This is a genomic window from Pseudogemmobacter sp. W21_MBD1_M6 (assembly GCF_052119585.1).
Taxonomy (GTDB): Bacteria; Pseudomonadota; Alphaproteobacteria; order Rhodobacterales; family Rhodobacteraceae; genus JBGQOJ01.
Genome location: NZ_JBGQOJ010000013.1, coordinates 1 through 21,056, shown reverse-complemented (window position 1 = coordinate 21,056; position 21,056 = coordinate 1). Strand labels below are relative to the sequence as shown.

18 protein-coding genes and 1 pseudogene are annotated in these 21,056 nt (G+C 61.4%); 13 read left to right on the top strand and 6 right to left on the bottom strand.

The window, feature by feature from the left end; genetic code table 11:
* Positions 1-5: 5 nt before the first annotated feature.
* The 6 genes from glyS (at position 6) to glmM (ending at position 9,220) form a co-directional block, all read left to right on the top strand.
* A complete protein-coding gene (gene glyS / locus ACEN2R_RS13405) occupies positions 6-2,237 on the top strand; it encodes a glycine--tRNA ligase subunit beta (RefSeq protein ID WP_442043014.1) in 2,232 nt (743 codons plus the stop codon).
* Positions 2,238-2,295: 58 nt separating this feature from the next.
* Entirely contained in the window at positions 2,296-4,893 is a 2,598-nt protein-coding gene (locus ACEN2R_RS13400; protein WP_442043012.1) for a putative PEP-binding protein, read from the top strand.
* Positions 4,894-5,087: 194 nt separating this feature from the next.
* A complete protein-coding gene (locus ACEN2R_RS13395; RefSeq protein ID WP_442043010.1) occupies positions 5,088-5,789 on the top strand; it encodes a cell wall hydrolase in 702 nt (233 codons plus the stop codon).
* 104 nt (positions 5,790-5,893) lie between these two features.
* Positions 5,894-6,823: a dihydroneopterin aldolase gene (locus ACEN2R_RS13390; protein WP_442043008.1), complete on the top strand. Its 930-nt coding sequence runs from the start codon at positions 5,894-5,896 to the stop codon at positions 6,821-6,823.
* Between the two features lie 40 nt (positions 6,824-6,863).
* A complete protein-coding gene (gene folP / locus ACEN2R_RS13385; protein ID WP_442043006.1) occupies positions 6,864-7,883 on the top strand; it encodes a dihydropteroate synthase in 1,020 nt (339 codons plus the stop codon).
* Positions 7,880-9,220 carry a phosphoglucosamine mutase gene (glmM, locus tag ACEN2R_RS13380; RefSeq protein ID WP_442043004.1) on the top strand — a complete coding sequence of 447 codons (1,341 nt, stop codon included), beginning with the start codon at positions 7,880-7,882 and terminating at the stop codon, positions 9,218-9,220. The genes folP and glmM overlap by 4 nt, the downstream gene beginning before the upstream one ends.
* Here glmM and ACEN2R_RS13375 read toward each other — a convergent pair.
* Together ACEN2R_RS13375 and ilvC are read right to left on the bottom strand one after the other, a co-directional pair.
* Positions 9,217-10,134 carry a DMT family transporter gene (locus tag ACEN2R_RS13375; protein WP_442043002.1) on the bottom strand — a complete coding sequence of 306 codons (918 nt, stop codon included), beginning with the start codon at positions 10,132-10,134 and terminating at the stop codon, positions 9,217-9,219. The genes glmM and ACEN2R_RS13375 overlap by 4 nt on opposite strands.
* Before the next feature lie 66 nt (positions 10,135-10,200).
* The gene (gene ilvC / locus ACEN2R_RS13370; RefSeq protein WP_442043000.1) at positions 10,201-11,223 is read right to left on the bottom strand and encodes a ketol-acid reductoisomerase; all 1,023 of its coding nucleotides are present in this window, start codon (positions 11,221-11,223) and stop codon (positions 10,201-10,203) included.
* A gap of 139 nt (positions 11,224-11,362) precedes the next feature.
* On the opposite strand from ilvC, the gene ACEN2R_RS13365 reads away from it, so the two are divergent.
* The 3 genes from ACEN2R_RS13365 (at position 11,363) to ACEN2R_RS13355 (ending at position 13,476) form a co-directional block, all read left to right on the top strand.
* On the top strand, positions 11,363-11,818 hold the full coding sequence (locus ACEN2R_RS13365) for an Lrp/AsnC family transcriptional regulator (RefSeq protein ID WP_442042998.1): 456 nt from the start codon (positions 11,363-11,365) through the stop codon (positions 11,816-11,818).
* Complete coding sequence (locus ACEN2R_RS13360) at positions 11,815-12,276, top strand: Lrp/AsnC family transcriptional regulator (protein ID WP_442042996.1); 462 nt, start codon at positions 11,815-11,817, stop codon at positions 12,274-12,276. Before ACEN2R_RS13365 ends, ACEN2R_RS13360 begins: the two co-directional genes overlap by 4 nt.
* 72 nt (positions 12,277-12,348) lie before the next feature.
* A complete protein-coding gene (locus tag ACEN2R_RS13355; protein ID WP_442042994.1) occupies positions 12,349-13,476 on the top strand; it encodes an aminotransferase class V-fold PLP-dependent enzyme in 1,128 nt (375 codons plus the stop codon).
* 60 nt (positions 13,477-13,536) lie between these two features.
* Here ACEN2R_RS13355 and ACEN2R_RS13350 read toward each other — a convergent pair whose 3' ends face one another.
* Together ACEN2R_RS13350 and ACEN2R_RS13345 are read right to left on the bottom strand one after the other, a co-directional pair.
* A complete protein-coding gene (locus tag ACEN2R_RS13350) occupies positions 13,537-14,745 on the bottom strand; it encodes a UbiH/UbiF family hydroxylase (protein WP_442042992.1) in 1,209 nt (402 codons plus the stop codon).
* Between the two features lie 38 nt (positions 14,746-14,783).
* Positions 14,784-15,431, bottom strand: a complete 648-nt coding sequence (locus ACEN2R_RS13345) for a pyrimidine 5'-nucleotidase (protein WP_442042990.1) — start codon at positions 15,429-15,431, stop codon at positions 14,784-14,786.
* A gap of 100 nt (positions 15,432-15,531) precedes the next feature.
* Here ACEN2R_RS13345 and ACEN2R_RS13340 point away from each other — a divergent pair, with 100 nt between their 5' ends.
* Positions 15,532-16,182: a GntR family transcriptional regulator gene (locus tag ACEN2R_RS13340; RefSeq protein ID WP_442042988.1), complete on the top strand. Its 651-nt coding sequence runs from the start codon at positions 15,532-15,534 to the stop codon at positions 16,180-16,182.
* On the opposite strand, the gene ACEN2R_RS13335 is transcribed toward ACEN2R_RS13340, so the two are convergent.
* Together ACEN2R_RS13335 and carA are read right to left on the bottom strand one after the other, a co-directional pair.
* Positions 16,148-18,061, bottom strand: coding sequence for a glycosyltransferase (locus tag ACEN2R_RS13335; protein WP_442042986.1), 1,914 nt, complete (start codon positions 18,059-18,061; stop codon positions 16,148-16,150). The genes ACEN2R_RS13340 and ACEN2R_RS13335 overlap by 35 nt on opposite strands.
* A gap of 72 nt (positions 18,062-18,133) precedes the next feature.
* Positions 18,134-19,300 carry a glutamine-hydrolyzing carbamoyl-phosphate synthase small subunit gene (gene carA, locus ACEN2R_RS13330; RefSeq protein ID WP_442042984.1) on the bottom strand — a complete coding sequence of 389 codons (1,167 nt, stop codon included), beginning with the start codon at positions 19,298-19,300 and terminating at the stop codon, positions 18,134-18,136.
* A gap of 185 nt (positions 19,301-19,485) precedes the next feature.
* Between carA and ACEN2R_RS13325 the strand changes: the two genes are divergently transcribed.
* From ACEN2R_RS13325 to ACEN2R_RS13315, 3 genes and pseudogenes are all read left to right on the top strand, one after another.
* On the top strand, positions 19,486-19,944 hold the full coding sequence (locus tag ACEN2R_RS13325; RefSeq protein WP_442042982.1) for a GatB/YqeY domain-containing protein: 459 nt from the start codon (positions 19,486-19,488) through the stop codon (positions 19,942-19,944).
* 256 nt (positions 19,945-20,200) lie between these two features.
* The gene (locus ACEN2R_RS13320) at positions 20,201-20,473 is read left to right on the top strand and encodes a glycosyltransferase family 2 protein (protein WP_442042980.1); all 273 of its coding nucleotides are present in this window, start codon (positions 20,201-20,203) and stop codon (positions 20,471-20,473) included.
* A gap of 64 nt (positions 20,474-20,537) precedes the next feature.
* Positions 20,538-21,056 (top strand): annotated as a pseudogene (locus ACEN2R_RS13315) (IS21 family transposase); the annotation flags it as partial.

The following is a 21,056-nucleotide window of genomic DNA, read 5'->3' as shown; positions in this document are numbered from 1 at the left end:
CCATCATGCCCGACCTGCTGATCGAACTCTTCTCGGAAGAAATCCCTGCCCGCATGCAGGGCCGCGCTGCGGACGACCTGAAATCGCTGGTCACCAACGGCATGGTAGAGGCCGGGCTGACCTATGCCGGTGCCGCCGCCTTTTCGACACCGCGCCGCCTGACGCTAACCGTGCAGGGCGTGCTGGCCGCATCGCCCGCCACCCGCGAGGAACGCAAAGGCCCGCGCACCGATGCGCCAGAACAGGCGCTGGCGGGCTTCCTGCGGTCGACCGGCCTGACCAAAGACCAGCTTGAAATCCGCGACGAGAAAAAGGGTCAGGTCTATTTTGCCGTCCTGCAAAAGCCGGGCCGCCCCGCCGCCGATATCATCGCCGAAGTGCTGGACCACGCGATCCGCAACTTCCCGTGGCCGAAGTCGATGCGCTGGGGCAACGGCACCCTGAAATGGGTCCGCCCGCTGCATTCCATCCTGTGCATCCTGACCGACGAGGCCGGCTCCGAAGTCGTGGCTCTGGACGTTGACGGCATCGCATCGGGCAACACCACGCGCGGGCACCGCTTTATGGCCCCCGACGCGTTCAAGGTTTCCGGTTTTGACGACTACGAGGCAAAGCTGAAAAAGGCGCGCGTCATCCTTGACCCCGCCGAACGCGCCGATCACATCTGGCACGACGCCACCACCGCCGCCTTCGCCCTTGGGCTGGAGGTGGTCGAGGACCGCGGCCTTCTGGTCGAGGTTGCAGGGCTTGTCGAATTCCCCGTTGTCCTGATGGGCGACATCGGAGAGGCCTTTCTGGGCCTGCCGCCAGAGGTGCTGCAAACCTCGATGCGCGAACACCAGAAATTCTTCTCGGTGCGGAACCCCGTAACCGGACGGATCGAGAAATTCGTGACGGTCGCCAATATCGTCACCAAAGACCACGGCGCGACCATCCTTGCGGGCAACCAGAAGGTGCTGTCGGCCCGCCTGTCCGATGCGAAATTCTTCTGGGAAAACGACCTGCGCACGGTCGAACGTCAGGGCATGGAAGGGATGGGGGCAGGGCTGGCCCATGTCACCTTCCACAACAAGCTCGGCTCTCAGGCGGACCGTGTCGCGCGGATCGCGGAACTTGCCGCAAATATCGCGCCCCTGATCGGTGCCGATGCGGGTCTTGCCGAACAGGCGGCAAAGGTCGCCAAGGCCGACCTTCAATCCGAAATGGTCGGCGAGTTCCCAGAACTTCAGGGACTTATGGGCCGCTACTATGCCGCCGCCGCCGGTCTTGATGCGCAGGTCGCCACTGCCTGCCAACAGCATTACTCGCCGCTGGGGCCGTCCGACGATGTGCCGACCGAACCGGTTTCGGTCGCCGTTGCGCTGGCCGACAAGCTGGACACGCTGACCGGTTTCTGGTCGGTGGATGAAAAGCCGACGGGGTCAAAAGACCCCTTTGCGCTGCGCCGCGCCGCCCTTGGGGTGATCCGCCTGATCCTGACCAATGGTGTGCGGATGAACATCGACCGCTTCATAGACAGCCAGCTTTTGCGCTTCGAGATTGCCAAAAACGGCGGTGTGGAACACCATAGAAACACATTGTTGACCGAAATCTTGCAGGAAATCGCGCATCACGGCGTTTTCGGCGCTGCTGTGCGCACGGTGCTGGACAAAGTCGATGGCGATGTGCCCGAAAACATCCTTGCCGCACAAACCGCAATCCCGGACACAAGCACCGATCTTCTGTCCTTCTTCCATGACCGCCTGAAGGTCCACCTGCGCGATCAGGGCATCCGTCACGATGTGATCGACGCCTGCCTTGCCATGCCGGGCAATGACGACCTGACGCTTCTGGTCAAGCGCGCCGAGGCGCTGGCCGCCTTCCTGAAAACCGACGACGGCGAGAACCTGTTGCAGGGCTACAAGCGTGCCAACAACATCCTCAGTCAGGCCGAGGAAAAAGACGGCGTCGAATACTCTTACGGTGCCGATCTGAAGTTCGCGGAAAACGACGCCGAAAAGGCGCTGTTCACCGCGCTCGATCAGGCCGAGGCCAGGATCACCGCCGCCCTCAAGGCCGAGGATTTCGCCGGCGCCATGACCGCCATCGCAACCCTGCGCGGCCCCATCGACGCCTTCTTCGAGGCGGTGCAGATCAACACCGACAACCAGACGATCCGCCGGAACCGCCTGAACCTGTTGCACCGCATCCGCACAGTTTGTGCATCGGTTGTGCATATGTCCCGCATCGAGGGGTAAGCCGTTTTCGCGGCGGTTTCGCCGTAATGTAACCCTTGTGTGAAACCGCGTTCGGCGTATGCTGCACCCACGCATAAGGATTGCCGCTGTGCAGAAAGATACGGATTTTACAGAGATCACCCCGACGGCGGGCATTTCCGTCGAACAACATGGCGGGCGGGCGAAATGCCTGCAACGCCTGATCCGGCTTGACCTGCCTGTGCCCAAAACCGTTGCGCTGTCTACCGCCTGCGTCGAACGGATATCGGCCAGCCATGTCCCTGATATAACGGAATTAATGACGATTTTCGGCGAGGCCCCGTTGTTGTCTGCGCGACCCAGCAGTCAGGATCCCGATTGGGGCGGTCCCCGCGCCGTGCTGAATATCGGCATGACCGCCGCGCGTCACGTCAGGCTGGTCAAAACCCACGGCGAACTGGCGGCGAACGCGCTTTACCTGCGGTTTATCCATTCCTATTCCGTGCATGTGGCCCGCCTTGACCCCGATATGTTCGAGATGCCGAAAGACCCGACAGCTGCGGCGCTTCAGGCGATGCTAGCGGCCTATACCATTGAAACGGATGAGGAATTTCCACAAGATCCGGCGCGGCAACTGTCCGAAGTCTTGCGGTCCATGGCGCGGGCATGGGGCGGAACCACCGCCCGCCTGCTGCGTCAGGCCAAGGGCGCACCCGTTGATGCGGGCCTTGGCCTTGTGGTGCAGGAAATGGCGTTGGGGGTCGGCGCTGGCAGCTGCGGCTCCGGCGTGATCCAGTTTGTGGATGTCGTGACCGGCCTGCCGCAGATCAAGGGGCGCTATCTTGACCAAAGTCAGGGGCGCGACGCCCTGCGCGCCGGCGAAGAGGCAATGTTCCTGACCCGCGATCTGCGCGGTCCCAGCTTCGAAGATCAAAACCCCGCTGCGTTCGAGGCGTTGAAAAAGGCGGGTGGTATCATTCGCAAGCGGTTACGCGAAGAAATGCAGGTCGAATTTACCATTGAGAACAGCAACTTGCGCATCCTTGACGCGGTGCGCCTGCCGCGCGGTGCCCGTGCGGATGTGCGTATTGCCGTGTCGCTTGCAACCGACGGGATCATCCCGCGCGAAGAGGCATTGTTGCGTATTCCGCCCCGCGCATTGTCCGAACTTTTGCACCGTCAGGTCGACCCGAGCGGTCCGCGCGATGTGTTCTGCCGCGGGATCGCCGCCAGTCCGGGTGCGGCAACGGGGCGAATCGTGTTCAGCGCCACCGCCGCGCAGGCCAGCGCCGCGCGGGGCGAGGATTGCATCCTTGTCCGCCGCGAAACCACACCGGAGGACATTCGCGGCATGCATGCCGCCATCGGTGTTTTGACCGAGCGGGGCGGCATGACCAGCCACGCCGCCGTCATCGCCCGCGGCCTTGGGGTGCCATGTATTGTGGGGGCTTCGGAGCTGTCGCTGGGCATCCGCGACACTTCGTTCACCGTAAAGGGCCGCACGTTTTCCGCAGGCGATATCATCACCCTGGACGGCACCACCGGCGAGGTTCTGGCGGGCAGCGCCGAGATGTTGCCGCCTGCCCTTGATGACGCCTTCCAGACGCTTCTGACCTGGGCCGACGATGTGCGCGACATCGGGGTGCGGGCGAATGCCGACACGCCGACCGACGCCCGCATGGCTCGCAGTTTCGCGGCGCAGGGCATCGGTTTGTGCCGGACAGAGCATATGTTCTTTGAGGACGACCGCCTGACCGTAATGCGCGAGATGATCTTTGCCGACGCATCTGACGACCGCCGGGCGGCGCTTGCGCGGCTGCTGCCAATGCAGCGCGCCGACTTCAAGGAACTGTTTGAAATCATGAGCGGATTACCCGTGTGCATCCGCCTGTTCGACCCGCCCTTGCATGAATTCCTACCGTCCAGCCGCGACGGGATGCGCGAAATGGCAGAGGCCCTGGACCTGCCGTTGTCCGACGTGACCCGCCGGATAGAGGCCCTGTCAGAGTTCAACCCGATGCTGGGGATGCGGGGCGTGCGCCTGGGCATCACCGTGCCCGAGATCTATGACATGCAGGCCCGCGCCATTTTTGAGGCAACCGTCGAGGCCAGCGAGAATGGCGCGCCGATCGTGCCCGAAATCATGATCCCGCTGGTCAGCGCCATGCGCGAGGTCGAGCTGGTGAAATCCCGCATCGACGCCGTTGCGGCGGCGGTGCGGATCGAAAAGAAAACCGACTTTACCTATAAACTGGGGGTCATGGTCGAGACGCCCCGCGCGGCCCTTCGCGCGGGCGACATCGCGCGTCACGCGGCGTTCTTGTCCTTTGGCACGAACGACCTGACGCAGATGACCTATGGCCTGTCACGCGACGACGCTGGCCGCTTCATGAGCGCCTACGTCCAGCAGGGCGTCTACCCCGAAGACCCGTTCCATATGCTTGATACCGACGGTGTCGGAGAGCTGCTGCAAATCGGTGCTGAACGGGGCAAAGCGGCACGAAAAGACGTTGTGCTTTCCATTTGTGGTGAACACGGTGGCAACCCCGAATCAATCGCATTTTGTCGCAATGCAGGCTTTGACTACGTTTCATGCTCGCCTTTTCGCGTTCCGGTTGCGCGGCTTGCCGCAGCACAGGCTGCTTTATTGGACCCGCGCGTGAAATCTGTGGATAAAAACAATATTATCCATATTTAACAATGTTATAGGTGGTTAAATTACACTGATTTTGACGCCAAAAACGCACATAAACGGCAGAAAACCGCCTGAAATCTGGCTTTTTTATGTCGCTATTTGACCTTGGAGTAGACTCCTAAAGTCCTTTCCGTTACGCCCGCCGACGGCTTGATTGGTTTTAACCATTCTGGTCGAGAGGCTGCACCGGAGTTGGAATGTCCTTCCACAAGATCATATCACTGAGCGTCGCGCTGTTTCTGGCTTTGTCCGGGATGGCGTTTTCCGAAACCACTCTCAGCTCGTCCTCGGCGCCGACATCGGTGCTGGACACGCGGCTGACCCAGTTGCTGGGCACGGAACGGGTCGCGCTCAGGGCGGTGAAGGACAATCGGCTGATGAAACTGACAGCCCCGCCCGAAGCCTTGATCAAAGCGTCGAAAACAGCCGCCACCGCGACGGATCTGACCTATAACACCGCATGGCTTGCCGCGCGTCCTGCCGCAGCGGGCAGCGCCGACTGGCAATGCCTGACCGAGGCGCTGTATTTCGAAGCCCGCGGCGAGACGGTCAAAGGCCAGTTCGCTGTGGCCGAGGTTATTCTGAACCGTGTGTCATCGGGCAGTTACCCGAACAGTGTCTGCGGCGTCATCCATCAGGGAACGGGCCGCAAATACCAGTGCCAGTTCACCTATACCTGCGATGGCAATGCCGAGGCGATCCATGAACCCGATGCCTACCGCAATCTGGGCAAAATTGCCCGCGCGATGCTGGACGGGGCGCCGCGTGCGCTGACCGATGGCGCGACGCATTACCACACAAAGGCGGTCAACCCCCGCTGGGCCAAATCCTTTCCGCGCACGGCCTCGATCGGCGTTCATTATTTTTATCGCCAGCCCACGCGCCTTTCCAGCAACTAATCCGGCCATAGGTCGTTTGTGACGGTGTAACTGCCGTGCCTGACGGGGTATAGTTGCACATGCCCGCATAGTTTGCACGCAATGACCCCGCGATGGAGAGCGCGATGACCAATGATATCCGTCTTGCCTTTGCGCATCCCTCGGAACGTGCCGAAGCCACCGCCGGAGAGACGCCGCGCGACCGTATTTCCCTGCGCGATCACACGGTCGAGGTCGAGATCGGCGCATTTCAGGCCGAACGCGGCCATACCCAACGCATCCGCTTCAATGTTGTCGTCGAGGTGCAGCCCGCGAATGCCCCGCTGGACGACGATGTCGACCGCATCCTGTCCTATGACGCCATCACAGATGCGATTGCGGCAGAACTGGCGGCAGAGCGTCTGAACCTGCTGGAAACGCTGGCAGAGCGCGTGGCAGAGCGGATCTTGCTGGAACCTCTGGCGCTGCGCGTTTTCGTCCGCATCGAAAAGCTGGACCGCGGTCCGGGCTCGCTTGGGGTTGAGATCGTGCGCAGCCGCAGCAAAACCAATCTGCGCTCTGTCGATGCGCGGGCGATGCTGCCGCATCCGGTTGTGGTGTTCCTGTCGAACGAGGCGATTGCCTCGGAGCATCTGACCGGCTGGATAGATCAGCTGACCGCAGGTTCCGCGCCGGTTATCATCTGTGTCGGTCCCGCCGATACGTTGGCCCCGCAAACAGCGGCCCCCGCCGTGCAGCGCCGGATCGACCTGCTGGCGATCGAACAGAACGCCTGGCTTCTGGCTGCCCGTGATCGCCGCTGCGTCGTGGTCGGCACCCGCACCGAACTCGACTGGGCGATGAAGAATGGCCAGATGTGCGTTTGGGCGCCGTCAAAGATGGTGCTGGACGCGGTAGATGGTCCCTCGGCCTCTCCTCGAGAGGCAAAAGCGCTGGCGCTGTGGTTCGCAAAAGAGATGGAGGCGCAACGCATGCTGGTCATCGGCGATACGGCGCCGAAATCATCGGACCTGCCGGTCGAGAGGCACGATCTGGGCGCGAACCTTTCGCTCTAGCCCTTGCCAAGGCGGCCGCAATCCCCGAAACCTGCGAACCATGAGCATCTATTACCGCCCCATCGTCCAGACCGATCCCTGCCGCCCACAGGGGGCCTTGCCCGTTGCCGGTGGCTGGTGCTGGTTCAGCCATGCCGAACGGATCGAGCGGGGCGGCGCGCGTAGCCTTGTGCCGCTGACCTGCATTCCGCCCGCCGTTCTTCACGCGATTAGCGCCCCCCGGGCCACGATTGCCGGGCTGACATGGGATGCACCGCGCCTGATGGGCATCCTGAACGTCACCCCCGACAGCTTTTCCGACGGCGGAAAATTCAACGCCCCCGAGGCCGCGCTGGCCCGCGCCGCCGCCATGGTGGAAGAGGGGGCCGATATTCTGGACATCGGCGGGGAAAGCACTCGGCCCGGTGCCGAAACAGTCCCCGATGACGTCGAAATCGCCCGCACTGCCCCCGTGATCGCCGCGATCAGGGCAGGGCAGGCGGTGCCGATCAGCATCGACACCCGTAAATCCGCCGTGGCTCGCGCCGCGTTGATGGCTGGGGCCTCGCTGGTCAACGATGTGGCTGCCTTTACCCATGATCCGGGCCTTGCCGCCTTGACTGCCGGCATGGGCGCGCCGGTTTGCCTGATGCATGCGCAGGGCGACCCTAAAACCATGCAGACGGCACCGGTTTATGACGATGTGCTTCTGGATGTGTACGACTTTCTTGCGGACCGCATCGCTGTCGCCACGGCCGCGGGCATTCCGCGCAACCGGATCATTGTTGACCCCGGTATCGGGTTCGGAAAAACGCCGGACCATAATCTGGCGCTTTTGCGCGGGATCAGCCTGTTTCATGCCCTTGGGTGTCCGGTGCTTCTGGGCGCGTCCCGCAAGCGGTTCATCGGGGTGATCAGCGGTGCCGAGGCGGCCGCAGATCGCGCCGCGGGGTCGGTGGCCGTGGCCCTTGGTGCAGTGATGCAGGGCGTTCAGATTTTACGGGTGCATGATATTGCACTTACGAAACAGGCAATTCGGGTTCAAAGTGTTGTAATTGGTATCGAGGGATTGAAAATATGAGAAAGCTATTTGGCACAGACGGCGTCCGGGGGCAGGCGAACAGCTATCCCATGACCGCAGAGATGGCATTGAAACTGGGGGCCGCAGCGGGGCGTTATTTTCGCAGCGATGGACAGAACCGCCACCGCGTGGTGATCGGCAAGGACACGCGCCTGTCCGGGTACATGCTGGAAAACGCGCTGACGGCGGGTTTGACATCGACGGGCATGAATGTGCTGCTGCTGGGCCCCGTGCCCACGCCTGCGGTCGGGTTTCTGACCCGTTCGATGCGGGCCGATCTGGGCATCATGATTTCTGCCAGCCACAATCCGCATATGGACAACGGCATCAAATTCTTCGGCCCCGACGGGTTCAAGCTGTCGGACGAGGCCGAGGCAGAGATCGAAGCCCTTGTCATGTCAGATCTGGAGCCGGTGCAGCCGCAGAACATCGGGCGCGCAAAGCGCATCGATGACGGGTTGGGCCGCTACGTTGAATACGCCAAGACAACCTTTCCGCGCGGGGTAAAGCTGGCCGGTCTGAGGGTCGTCGTGGATTGCGCCAACGGTGCCGCCTACAAGGCCGCCCCCGAGGTATTGTGGGAACTCGGGGCCAATGTGATCCCTGTGGGCGTGACCCCGAACGGCACCAACATAAACCACGAATGCGGATCGACCAACACGCGCCTTGCGGCCGAAACCATCGTTGCCCACGGGGCCGATGTGGGCATCTGCCTTGATGGTGATGCGGACCGCGTGATGATCCTGGACCAGAACGGAAACGTGGCCGATGGCGACCAGATCATGGGGCTTATGGCGGCCCGCTGGGCCGTCGAGGGGCGGTTGAACGGCAATACTCTGGTGGCGACGGTCATGTCCAACCTTGGGCTGGAGCGGTTCTTGCACGGCAAGGGGATCGCGCTGCATCGCACCGGCGTCGGTGACCGCTACGTGGTCGAGGCGATGCGGGCGGGGGGCTTCAACCTTGGGGGGGAACAGTCGGGGCACATCGTGATGACCGACTACGCCACGACCGGCGATGGCCTGATCGCCGGATTGCAGTTTCTTGCGGAAATGGCGGAAACCGGCAAGCCCGCAAGCGACCTGATCAAATCCTTCGATCGCTGCCCGCAGTTGTTGAAAAACGTGCGCTATGCCGCAGGGCAGGAACCTTTGAACGACGTGCATGTTCTCGCCAGCATCGCCGATGCCGAAAAGCGGCTGATCGGCAAGGGACGGCTGTTGATCCGCAAGTCGGGCACCGAACCTTTGGTGCGGGTCATGGCGGAATGCGAGGACGAGCTGATGCTGGCCGAGGTTGTCAACGGGATCGTGGAGCGGATAGAGGCCGCCGTTTAGGCCCGCCCGAACAGGCGCACCAACGATCGCCACTGGCTGATCGCGATGCCGGTCAGGATCAATGCCAACGCATAGAAAAGTTGCGTTGGCAGCGTCTCGTTCAGAAACACGGCCCCCATCAGGATCGACCAGACCGGCACCATGTAATTGGTCAGCGTCATGAAGGACGGCCCGGCAGACCGGATCACCGCGACCTTGACCACAAAGGCGACCGCCGTCGGCACCACCCCGAGATACAGCAGCGCCAGCAGGGCCCGCGGCGGAACCGCATGGGGCACGCCGTCCGCGATCAATGCCAGCGGCACCAGAATCACCGCCGCCAGCATCAGGGCTGCGGTGGACAGCGCCAGTTGGTTCACCTCGGGGCAAAGCCGCGTGATGATCGACCCTACCGCATAGGACAACGCGGCGCCCAAACAGGCGATCCGCGCCAGCGATTCCACCTCGTTTCCGACAGTGTGCAGCGCGTCAGGCCCGACCAGCAGAACCGTGCCCAGCAGACCAACGCCGAAACCTATGCTTTTGCGCAGGGTCATCCGGTCGCCCGGCACAAAAACATGCGCTAGCGGCAAAACGAAAATCGGCAGAACCGCCATGGTCATTCCGGCAAAACCCGAGGCGACGTATTGCTGGCCCCAGCTGAGAAGGGCAAAGGGCAGTGCGCTGGAAAACACCCCTATGGCAAGGGCAAAGCCCCAGATCCGGCGTTCTGACAGGGCGGGCAAGGATCCGCCACGCACCTTCATCAGCCCGAACAGGGCCACAGCCCCCACAACAATCCGGCCCGCAGCCACGCTCAAGGGGCCAAGATCGCGCAGGGCGATCGACACCGTCATGAACGCGCCACCCCAAATAATGGCGACGCCGATGATGCGCAGCCAGTTGATCAATCCAGGAGAGGTGGGGGTGGTCATGACAACTCTTTCAAACAAAAGAAAGGCACCGCGAACGGTGCCTTTCAGGATCGGGTCAGATGTAGCTTAGTTCTTGGCTTTGTCGACCATGCGACCGGCAGAAATCCAAGGCATCATCGCGCGCAGCTTTTCACCGACCTTTTCGATCTGGTGCTCGTCGTTCAGGCGGCGGGTTGCCTTGAACGAGGGCTGACCAACCGCATTTTCCAGCATGAAATCGCGAACGAACTTGCCGGTCTGGATGTCGGTCAGAACCTCTTTCATCCGTGCCTTTGTTTCTGCGTAGGGCAGGATGCGTGGGCCGGAAACATACTCGCCGTATTCAGCGGTGTTCGAGATCGAGTAGTTCATGTTGGCGATGCCGCCTTCATAGATCAGATCCACGATCAGTTTCACTTCGTGCAGACACTCGAAGTATGCCATCTCCGGCTCGTAGCCGGCCTCGACCAGTGTCTCGAAACCCATGCGGATCAGTTCAACCAGACCGCCGCACAGAACCGCTTGCTCGCCGAACAGGTCGGTTTCGCATTCCTGACGGAAGTTGGTCTCGATGATGCCGGACCGGCCACCACCGATGCCAGAGCAATAGGACAGACCCAGTTCCATGGCCTTGCCCGATGCGTCCTGATGAACGGCAACAAGGCAGGGCACGCCGCCGCCTTTGGTGTATTCGCCGCGTACGGTGTGGCCGGGGCCCTTGGGGGCCATCATGATGATGTCGACGCCGGGCTTGGGCTCGATCAGGCCGAAGTGGATGTTCAGGCCGTGGGCAAATGCCATCGCAGCGCCTTCGCGCAGGTTGTCATGCACATATTTCTTGTAGGTGTCTGCCTGCAATTCGTCGGGCATTGTGAACATGATCAGGTCGCACCATGCGGCAGCTTCGGCGATGCCCATGACCTTCAGGCCCTCGGCTTCGGCTTTCTTGGCCGAAGGCGATCCTTCGCGCAGCGCCACGACAAGGTTCTTCGCGCCGCTGTCGCGCAGGTTCAGCGCGTGGGCGTGGCCCTGGCTGCCGTAGCCCAGAATGGCGACTTTCTTGTCCTTGATCAGGTTGATATCGCAGTCACGATCGTAATAAACGCGCATCGGGCGCTCCTTTGTCATGTTAGGGTGTTCGTCTGAAGGGCAATCTAGCGAATATCTCGCGAATGACTTTGCAATCTTTCGCTAATTCTGTATTAAATTGCAAAAATCATGCGTAAAACTCTTGGTTATATAAATATCCATGCTCGACGATACAGACCGCCGCATCCTTCGCCACTTGCAGGCCGCACCGGACCTGTCCACCACGGACCTTGCGGAACGGGCAGGTGTGACCACGGCCACCTGTTGGCGCCGGTTGGAAAAGCTGACGCAATCGGGGGTGATCAAGGGGCATCAGGCGGTGATCGACTGGGTCGCGCTTGGGTATGCCGTTGATGTCTCGTTGCGCATCACGCTGGACAAGACCCAGCGCAATGCCTTCGACGACTTTCTTGCCGCCGCCCGCGAGGTGCCAGAAGTCTACGAGATCCAGACCTTCCTTGGCCGCGTTGACGTGCGCCTGTGCGTGCTGGCCCGCGACATGGCACATTACCAGACCCTGTATCGCAGCCGTATCCTGACCCTGCCGCATATCGCCGATATCGAATCCCTGATGCATATCGCCACGATCAAAACCTCAGAGGCGCTGCCGATATGATCCCGCTTGACGCCACAGACCGCGACATCCTGCGCGCGCTGGCCACGGACGCCACGCAAAGCGCGGGTGCCCTCGGGCGGTTGTTTGGGCTTAGCCAACCCGCCACATGGCGGCGGATCAAGCGGCTGGAAGAGGCGGGCATCCTGAAGGGGCGACGCCTTGTGCTGGACGCCGAGGCGTTGGGGTTCGGGGTGACGGTGTTTCTGGGGGTCAAATTGGCCACCAAGGGCCGCGTCAGCCTTGAGGATTTTGAGCGCGCCGTCACCGCCATCCCCGAGGTGCAGACCGTGCAGCATGTGCTGGGCCTATACGACTACCGCCTGCGCGTCGTCGCCCGTGACCTGCCGGATTTCGAGCGGGTGCTGCGCCGCCGGATCATGACCTTGCCGGGGGTGGGTGACGTCGAAGCGAACGTGATGCTGAGCGAAGAGCGCCTTGCGGGGCCACTGGGGCAATAAGTCCCGCCGATATCTTTTGAACTTTGCGGGGCGCTGCGCTAGGTCTTTGGCACCAATGCAAAGGACATGAACATGACCGCCCTTTTGAATACAGTCGATCCCGATGGCCTGCTGGAGTATTCGGTGGTTTTCACCGACCGTTCCCTGAACTCGATGTCGCAATCCTTTCAAGAGGTTATGCGCGATATTTCGGGGATGCTGAAAGAGGTGTATCATGCCCATTCCGTGGCCATCGTGCCCGGTGGCGGCACCTACGGCATGGAGGCGGTCGCGCGTCAGTTTGCCAGCGGGCGCCACGCATTGGTGGTTCGCAACGGGTGGTTCTCGTATCGCTGGTCGCAGATATTCGACGCTGGCGGCTTTACCTCTGAAACCACGGTGTTCAAGGCGCGGCAGACCGGAAACGGCGCTACAGCCGCCTTCGCACCCGCCCCGATCAACGAAGTGACGGCGAAAATCCGCGAGGCGCGGCCAGAAGTGGTCTTTGCGCCGCATGTCGAGACATCCGCCGGCCTGATCCTGCCCGACGACTATATCGCGGCCCTTGCCACCGCCGCCCACGAGGTGGGCGCGTTGATGGTGCTGGACTGCATCGCATCGGGCTGCGCCTGGGTCGATATGGAAAAAACCGGGGTCGATGTTCTGATTTCGGCGCCGCAAAAGGGCTGGTCGGCGTCGCCCTCGGCCGGGCTGGTGATGATGTCGAAACTGGCGCGGGACAAGATCGACAGCACCACGTCGAACAGTTTTGCGCTGGACCTGAAAAAATGGCTGTCGATCATGGAAATCTACGAAGGCGGCGGGCACGCCTATCACGCCACCATGCCCACCGACGCCCTGCGGGCCTTTCGCGATACGATGCTGGAAACAAAGGCCTACGGGTTCGAAAAACTATGCGCCGCGCAGTGGGAACTGGGCAATCGCGTGCGGGCGTTGCTGGCCGAGAAAGGCATCAAATCTGTTGCCGCCGAAGGGTTCGGCGCGCCGGGGGTCGTGGTCAGCTATACCGATGATCCCGACATCCAGACTGGCAAGACGTTCATGGCAGAGGGCATGCAGATTGCGGCTGGCGTGCCGCTGCAATGCGACGAGCCTGACGGGTTTCGCACCTTCCGTCTGGGGTTGTTCGGCCTGGACAAGCTTTACGATGTGGACGGGGCTGTTGGCCGATTGAAAGCCGTGATCGACCGGGTGCTTTAACACCGGCGCTGGTCTTGCAATATCCCGGTCGAAATGGATATTTGTAGAACCAAGAAGGGGTTAGGTCGCCCCCTTGACCCCCAGCCCCGCCCGCATCAGCGTTTTGCGGACGGGGGCAGCAGAATAAAGCGCGTTCAGGGCACCCGCCCGCAGATCCCGCATGACCTGTCCTTCGACCATCGACGCGCGGTTCAGCGCGTCGATGCCCGTCACCCGCAGGCGGACCTGGGGATGGCGGCGGCGGTTATAGGTTTCCAGCATCTTGGGCGATCCAAGGTCTGCGGGATTGGCCAGCGCGAGATCCAGCAGAACGCGCATATCCCCGAGGCTCATGTTCAGCCCCTGCGCGCCGATCGGGGGCACGACATGGGCGGCTTCGGCGACAAGGGCGGTGCGCTCTGCGTAAAACCGTTCGGCGATCTGGCTGATGATTGGCCAGACTGTGCGGCGGCTGACCAGCGTCAAAGGCCCGAACAAATGGCAGGACCGCGTCGATGCCTCGGCGTCAAACGCGGCGTCTGACAGGGCGGCAAGGCGCGCCGCCTCTGGCCCGCGTTCCATCCAGACCACCGCAGAACAGGGGTGCCCGTCGCGGTCGGGCAATGGCACAAGCGTAAAGGGGCCACCACTGCGGTGCACCTCGGTCGAGACATTGTCGTGGGGGACACTGTGGGTGACTGCAAAAGTCAGTGCCTTTTGGCCGTAGCGCGTTGTTTTTACGTCAATTCCAACCGCCTCCCGCACGGGAGAGTTCCGCCCGTCAGCCGCGATCAGCAGCCTGGCCGCGACCGGCGTTCCGTCCGACAAGGCGACCAGCGCCTCTGTCTGGCGGGTCAGCACGAGGGTGGTGCCCACGCCTGCGCGGAATTCTACGTTCGGCAGTTCTGCGATGCGCCCCAGCATTTCGCGCCGCAGCAGCCAGTTGGGCAGGTTCCAGCCAAAGGGCAGGTCGGAAATATCGGCGGCGTCGAAATCCTTGACCGCGCGGGGTTCTGGCCGGTCGCCGCCCGCATCCACGATCCGCATGATCTGCAAGTCGCTTGCGTGGGGTGCGAGCCTGCCCCACAGCCCGGCCTGTTCCAGAAAGATGCGGGCAGGTTGCAAAAAGGCCGTGGTGCGCAGGTCGGAGCCGGGCGCATCGCGCTCTGTCACGGGGGGGGCGGGATCGACGCAAAGCACAGAGAACCCTGCCGTGCCAAAGGCACAAGCCGCTGTCAGGCCCGCGACGCCGCCGCCTGAAATCAAGATATCGACGTGATGTTTTTCCATCGCTTAGATGTAGGACGAAGACGGGCCTTGGGAAAGGTTTAGCGCAGCACCTGACCCAGAAAATATGTCAGATCGTCGGTGTGATGGTGGATATGCGGGGCCTCCAGCCGGTCGGGGGCGACGTGGACGCATTGCATGCCCATGGCGTGGGGCGCGGCAAGGTTGCGCGGATCATCCTCGAACATGGCGGCGCGGGATGTGTCGATGCCATCGGCGGCGAACACGGTCTGAAAGGCGCGCGGTTCCGGTTTCGGGCGAAACCCCGCGTGTTCCACCCCGTAGACCGCATCGAACAGGCCCGACAGCCCGCGCGCGGCGATCACCCGTTCGGCATAGGGCGCAGAGCCGTTGGTATAGACGATCTTGCGGCCCGGCAGGGCGCGGATGCGCGCGGCCAGGGTGGCGTCGGGCATCAGCGCGTCCATCGGGATGTCATGCACGTCGGTCAGGTAAGGCGCAGGGTCGACGCCATGGACATCCATCAACCCCGCCAATGTCGTGCCGTAGTCGCGCCAGTATTCGGACCGCAGCCGGTTGGCCGTGCCTTTGTCGACGCCAAGGGCATCCATGACGTAGGCCGTCATCCGCACCTCGATCAGGTCGAACAGGCGGGCCGAGGGCGGGTATAATGTGTTGTCCAGATCAAAGACCCAAGCGGACACATGATCGAAATGTTGTGCTACCATGGGCGCAGGCTAGCCCTGAATGTGGCGGGGTTCAACGCGGGAATGCTTGATCCGGGCACCCGCGGCACTGTAGGGTCGCGCGACGATGACGAGGAATGAAATGAAAGACCTGAAAACAGTGCAAAAGGACGCCTACGCGCTGATCCTTGATGCGATCGACACGGGCATCTATCGCCCCGGTGACCGGTTGGTGGAATCAGAACTGGCAGAGCGGTTCGGCGTCTCACGCACCCCGATTCGCGAGGCATTGCAGCGACTTGAGACGCAATCCCTGCTGACCCGTGACGGGCGCAGCCTGATTGTCGCCTCGCTGGATCATAACCAACTGGCAGAGCTTTACGTCGTGCGGGCAGAGCTGGAGGGCCTTGCCGCCCGCCTTGCCGCCCGTCACGCGGCCGAAGAAGAGGTGCGTGTTCTGCGCAACATGGTCGAGGAAGACCGCGCGTTGGAGAAAAATCCAGGCGCTTTGTCGCGGGCGAACCGGCGGTTCCACAAGCAGATCCATCTGGCCTCGCACAACCGCTATCTGGTGCAGCAGCTGGACCTTGTGTATCGGTCCATGGCCTTGCTTGCCAGTACGTCCATTGCGGCGGCAGGGCGTGGCGAGATGACTGTGTCAGAGCATGATGCCATCGTCACCGCGATTGAAAACCGAGACGGCGACGCGGCCTATCAGGCGTTGAAACGCCATATTTCCAAGGCATTTGAGACCCGGCTCAAGCTTGACGCAGGGACGTCAGAGGAGCCGTAGGCGGGGCGGTCACGGGCTGGTCGTGCAGCCCGTGGGTGGTTTTGTCCCAGTAAAAAGGCTTTGTCACCAGTTCGTATATGCCCTTGTAAGAGGCCAGCGCGCCCATATGGAAATAGACGTATAGCAGCGGGATCCACGGGTATAGATGCCGGTGTTTCGTTTCGCGCACGGCAAGTATCCCGACGGCGATGTTCACGCATTCGGTGCAAAAGAACAGCAGCCCCAGCGCCATCAATAGCCCATGTGTTTCCCCGCCCGAAAACGGGTGCGGCAGGCCCAGCGGGATCAACCAGAAGCTCCAGAGGAGCGGCGCGAGGACAAATTGCGATAGCGTAGCCAGAAACAGCAGCTGCACTCCGATGAATTTCCACCAGCCCAGATCGGCCAGCAGTCGGCGCGGACTTCGCATGTGGACGCCCCAGGTCATGCCGTATCCCTTCAACCAGCGGGATCGTTGCTTGACCCAGGGCCAGGCACGACAGTTCGCCTCTTCCTCTGTCACGGTGTCGATCAGTTCCGCGCGGTAGCCGTAGCGCGCCAGGCGGATACCCAGATCTGCATCCTCGGTGACATTATGTGCGTCCCAGCCGCCCAACCGTTCCAGCGCGTCGCGGCGAAAGAACAGGGTGGTGCCGCCAAGGGGAATGGCAAAGCCCATTTTTTGCAGGCCTGGCAATACGATACGGAACCATGATGCGTATTCGATGGCAAAGCACCGCGACAGCCAGTTGGTGCGGACATTGTAAAAATCAAGCACCCCTTGCAGGCAGGCTACATCCGGCCCGCGTTGATGAAAGCGGCGCACGACCTTGTGAATCTGTTCCGGATCGGGGGCATCTTCGGCGTCGTAGACCCCGATGATCGACCCCCGGCAAAAATCCAAGGCGTAGTTCAGCGCGCGGGGCTTGGTTTTCAGCGTGCCGCGCGGCACGGCGATAGTTCGTATCCAGGGCGGCAGATGGGTGCGGGCCAATGTCTCGCGGGTTTGGGTGTCGTCGGCTTCGGTCACCAGACAGATATCCAGAATTTCACGCGGATAATTCAGCTTTTGCAACCGCTTGACCAACCGCCCCGCGATGTTGGTTTCCTTGAACAGCGGCACCATGATCGAAACGGTTGGCAGTCGCGCGATCATGGGGGCGTCGGGGCCGACAATCGGCGGGGGCTGTCGCAAATGGATCACGGCGGCAGCGGCCTTCAGCGCGGAACTCAAGACAAGGGTCAGAACCGCCCAGCCGAACAGCAGGCTGAACAGCGTCATAGGTGCCGCGATTGCCAGTGCCAGAACCGCAATCAGGACCGACAGAACCCATCGCCGCAGCACCGGAACATGCCAGCTGCGGCAGCTATCCTCTGGCCGCACACGGGTTTCCGCCTTGCGCACAAGGGCGGATTGGCGCGAGTGCAAAAGCGCGTTCTGGATCTCGCGGTCGGGGGCCAACCCCATCAGTGCAGGGCGCAGTGACAGCGGAAGATCCTGTGTCAGGGCCATGAACTGTTCCGGGCGGGCGGTGGCAAAGATGGTGATGCCACCCAGTTTGCGCCATGGAATGGCCCCGTGGCGGATGCACCATTCCGGCCCGACCTGATCTATCAGTCGCGGGTCAGCCGGACCTGCCGCCAGATCGACAACCTGCGCCGACCATTGCTGTGACAATGCCGCGAAAAGCGCGTGTTCCGTGACCATGCCATGTGTCAGCAGGATGTCGCCCAGCCGTGCGTCCTGACGGGCGCGCATCGCAAGGGCCTGCAACAGGTCGCCGGGGGCCAGCGCGCCGCTGTCCAACAGAAGCTGCCCCAAGGGCACACGCCCGGTTCCGCGCGGTTTTGTGGGGCGGATCGGGGCCGGGTCGGTATGAACACGAATATGCGGTGTCATGGGCAAAGTCCAAAGGCACTAGGCCTCAGACTTCACCGCTTTAGATTAACAACGCGTTAAAGCCGCTTGAAATCAGGCTGTTTTTTCGATCGCTGCGACAAACCGCTCGAACAGATAGTAGCTGTCCTGCGGGCCCGGGCTTGCCTCGGGGTGATATTGCACCGAAAATACCGGACGGTCGGCCATGCGAATACCGCAGTTCGACCCGTCGAACAGGGACACATGCGTTTCCTTCACACCGGCCGGAAGCGTCTGGCTGTCCACGGTAAAGCCGTGGTTCATCGACGTAATCTCGACCTTGCCGGTTTCCAGATCCTTGACGGGATGGTTCGCGCCATGGTGACCGTGGTTCATCTTGACGGTCTTTGCACCCAGCGCCAGTGCCAGCATCTGGTGGCCAAGGCAAATGCCGAACACGGGAACTGCGGACCGCTCCAGCACGCCCTGGATCATCGGAACGGCATAGACGCCGGTGGCTGCCGGATCGCCGGGACCGTTCGACAGGAATACGCCCGCAGGGTTTAGTGCCAGCACCTCGTCTGCGGTGGCGGTGGCGGGCAGGACCGTGACATCGCAACCGGCCGAGGCCAGGCAGCGCAGGATGTTGCGCTTTGCGCCAAAGTCGATCGCGACGACCTTGTGACCCTTGGTCGGGCGCTTGGTATACCCGTCTGGCCAGGCCCAAAGCATTTCATCCCACTGGTAAGATTGCGCACAGGTCACATCCTTGGCCAGATCAAGCCCCAGAAGGCCGGACCATGCCCGCGCCTTTTTAACCAGCGCCTCGATGTCGAAGTTGCCGTCGGGATCGTGGGACAGTGCCACATGCGGCGACCCTTGCTGGCGGATCGCGCGGGTCAGGCGACGGGTATCAAGACCGCCGATGCCGATCCGGCCGCGCCGTTGCAGCCAGGCTGTCAGCTGCTCTGTGGCGCGCCAGTTGGACGCCTCGGTCGGGTCCCATTTGACCACCATGCCGGCGGCGACGGGGTCTGCGGTTTCGTCATCGTCGGCATTCACGCCGGTGTTGCCGATATGGGGAAAGGTGAAGGTCACGACCTGACCGGCATAGCTGGGATCTGTCATGATCTCCTGATAACCGGTCATGGCGGTGTTGAAGCAAAGCTCTGCCACCGTTTCGCCCACGGCGCCAAACCCTTTGCCATAGAATATCGTACCATCCGCCAATGCCAGACAGGCGGTCGGTTTGGCGGTTGCATCTGCAAGGATGGTGGACATGGACAACGACTCCTCGTCTCAAAATTCTCGGCAAACTAGGGTCAGGGACAGTCAGGGTCAAGAGGGAAGGGGTAATTTACGTTATTGATATTTATCAATGACTTAGCTGAAATCTATCCTGTTGTAAGCAAAGTCGCGTCGCGATATTGTGAGGTCTTGGAAAATTGCCGGGGATAGCATTCTCTATGGATATGCGAACACGGGTCTCGTTGGCCCTTAAAGACGCGATGAAGAACAAAGAGGCCGCCCGCCTGTCAACACTGCGCCTGATCAATGCTGCGATCAAGGACAAGGAAATCGCCATGCGTGGCGAGGGCGAAGGGGCAGAGGTTACCGATGCCGAAGTGCTTGCGATCCTTGGGAAAATGGTCAAGCAGCGCCACGAGAGCGCCCGCGCCTACGAAGAGGGTGGGCGGCTTGAACTGGCCGAGAAGGAACGCGCCGAGATCGTGGTGATCGAAGAGTATCTGCCCAAGCAGCTGAGCGAGGCCGAAACCGCCGCAGCGATCAAAGCGGCAATCTCCGAATCTGATGCGACGTCGATCCGTGACATGGGCAAGGTGATCGGCGCGTTGAAAGCCAAATACACCGGCCAGATGGATTTTGGAAAAGTCGGGCCGATGGTCAAGGACATGTTGGGCTAGCCCAGCGGTGCAACCCATGCAGAATTAGAAGAGCGGCCCGGCGATTGTCGGGCTGTTTTTGATTTAAGGCATCTCCGTCGATCACAAAGGCCGTTGCGCTTTTGCAGTATCTTCGCTTCGTTTCCGATGTTTTTCTGAACAGACTGATACTATGAATATCTGGATATCTCCCGGTCGTTTCTGTCATTGAACGGGGCTGCCGTTTCTGATGTTTTGTCCTGACGATCGAAAAACGCAACAAGTCGGTGTTGAGAGAATGAAAAAGCCTGCCATTGGACGGACCCTGCTTGTTGCGACAGTGAAGAACGAAGGGCCGAACATCCTTGAATGGGTGTCGCATCATCTGCTTGCTGGGTTTGACGATATTGTCGTCTACCAGAATGACTCGATTGACGGCACGGATGACACTTTGCGACTTCTGGCAGAGCTGCGTATTCCGGAGCGATCCGGCCAGCGATTCCGAAAGTATCCGGCCACCCATTCCGATTTTATCCGGCCACTGATTCCGGAGTATCCGGCCACCCTGTGATGTGATGCTGCGAGGCAATCTGTAACTGGCTACCGTCTGGCTTTTTGGTCTGGAAGGAAGCCCGATGAAGAGATTGCCGATGCGGAAGATACGAGATGTTTTGCGACTGTCTGCCGAGGGTCTTTCGACCCGTAAAATTGGGGTCAGCCTGACGATTGGGCGGACAACGGTTCAGGCCTATCTGGATCGGGCTGCCGCGGTTGATCTGAGTTGGCCGCTACCGCTAGATATGTCCGATACGGACCTTGAGCGCCTGATTTATCCACGCACGGCGCGTGATATTGCGAACCGTGCGACCGAGCCTGACTGGGCACATATTCACCGTGAGTTGCGCCGCAAGGGCGTGACGTTGATGCTCCTGTGGGAAGAATATCGTTCTGGCCATCCTGATGGATATGGCTATTCGCGGTTTTGCGAGCTGTACACGCGCTGGGAAGGTAAGCTGTCGCCGGTGATGCGACAGCGTCATCCTGCAGGTGAACGACTGTTCGTCGATTACGCCGGCCATACGATCGATGTGATTGACCCCCAGACCGGGGAGGTGCGCACGGCACAGGTGTTTGTCGCCGTTCTGGGTGCATCG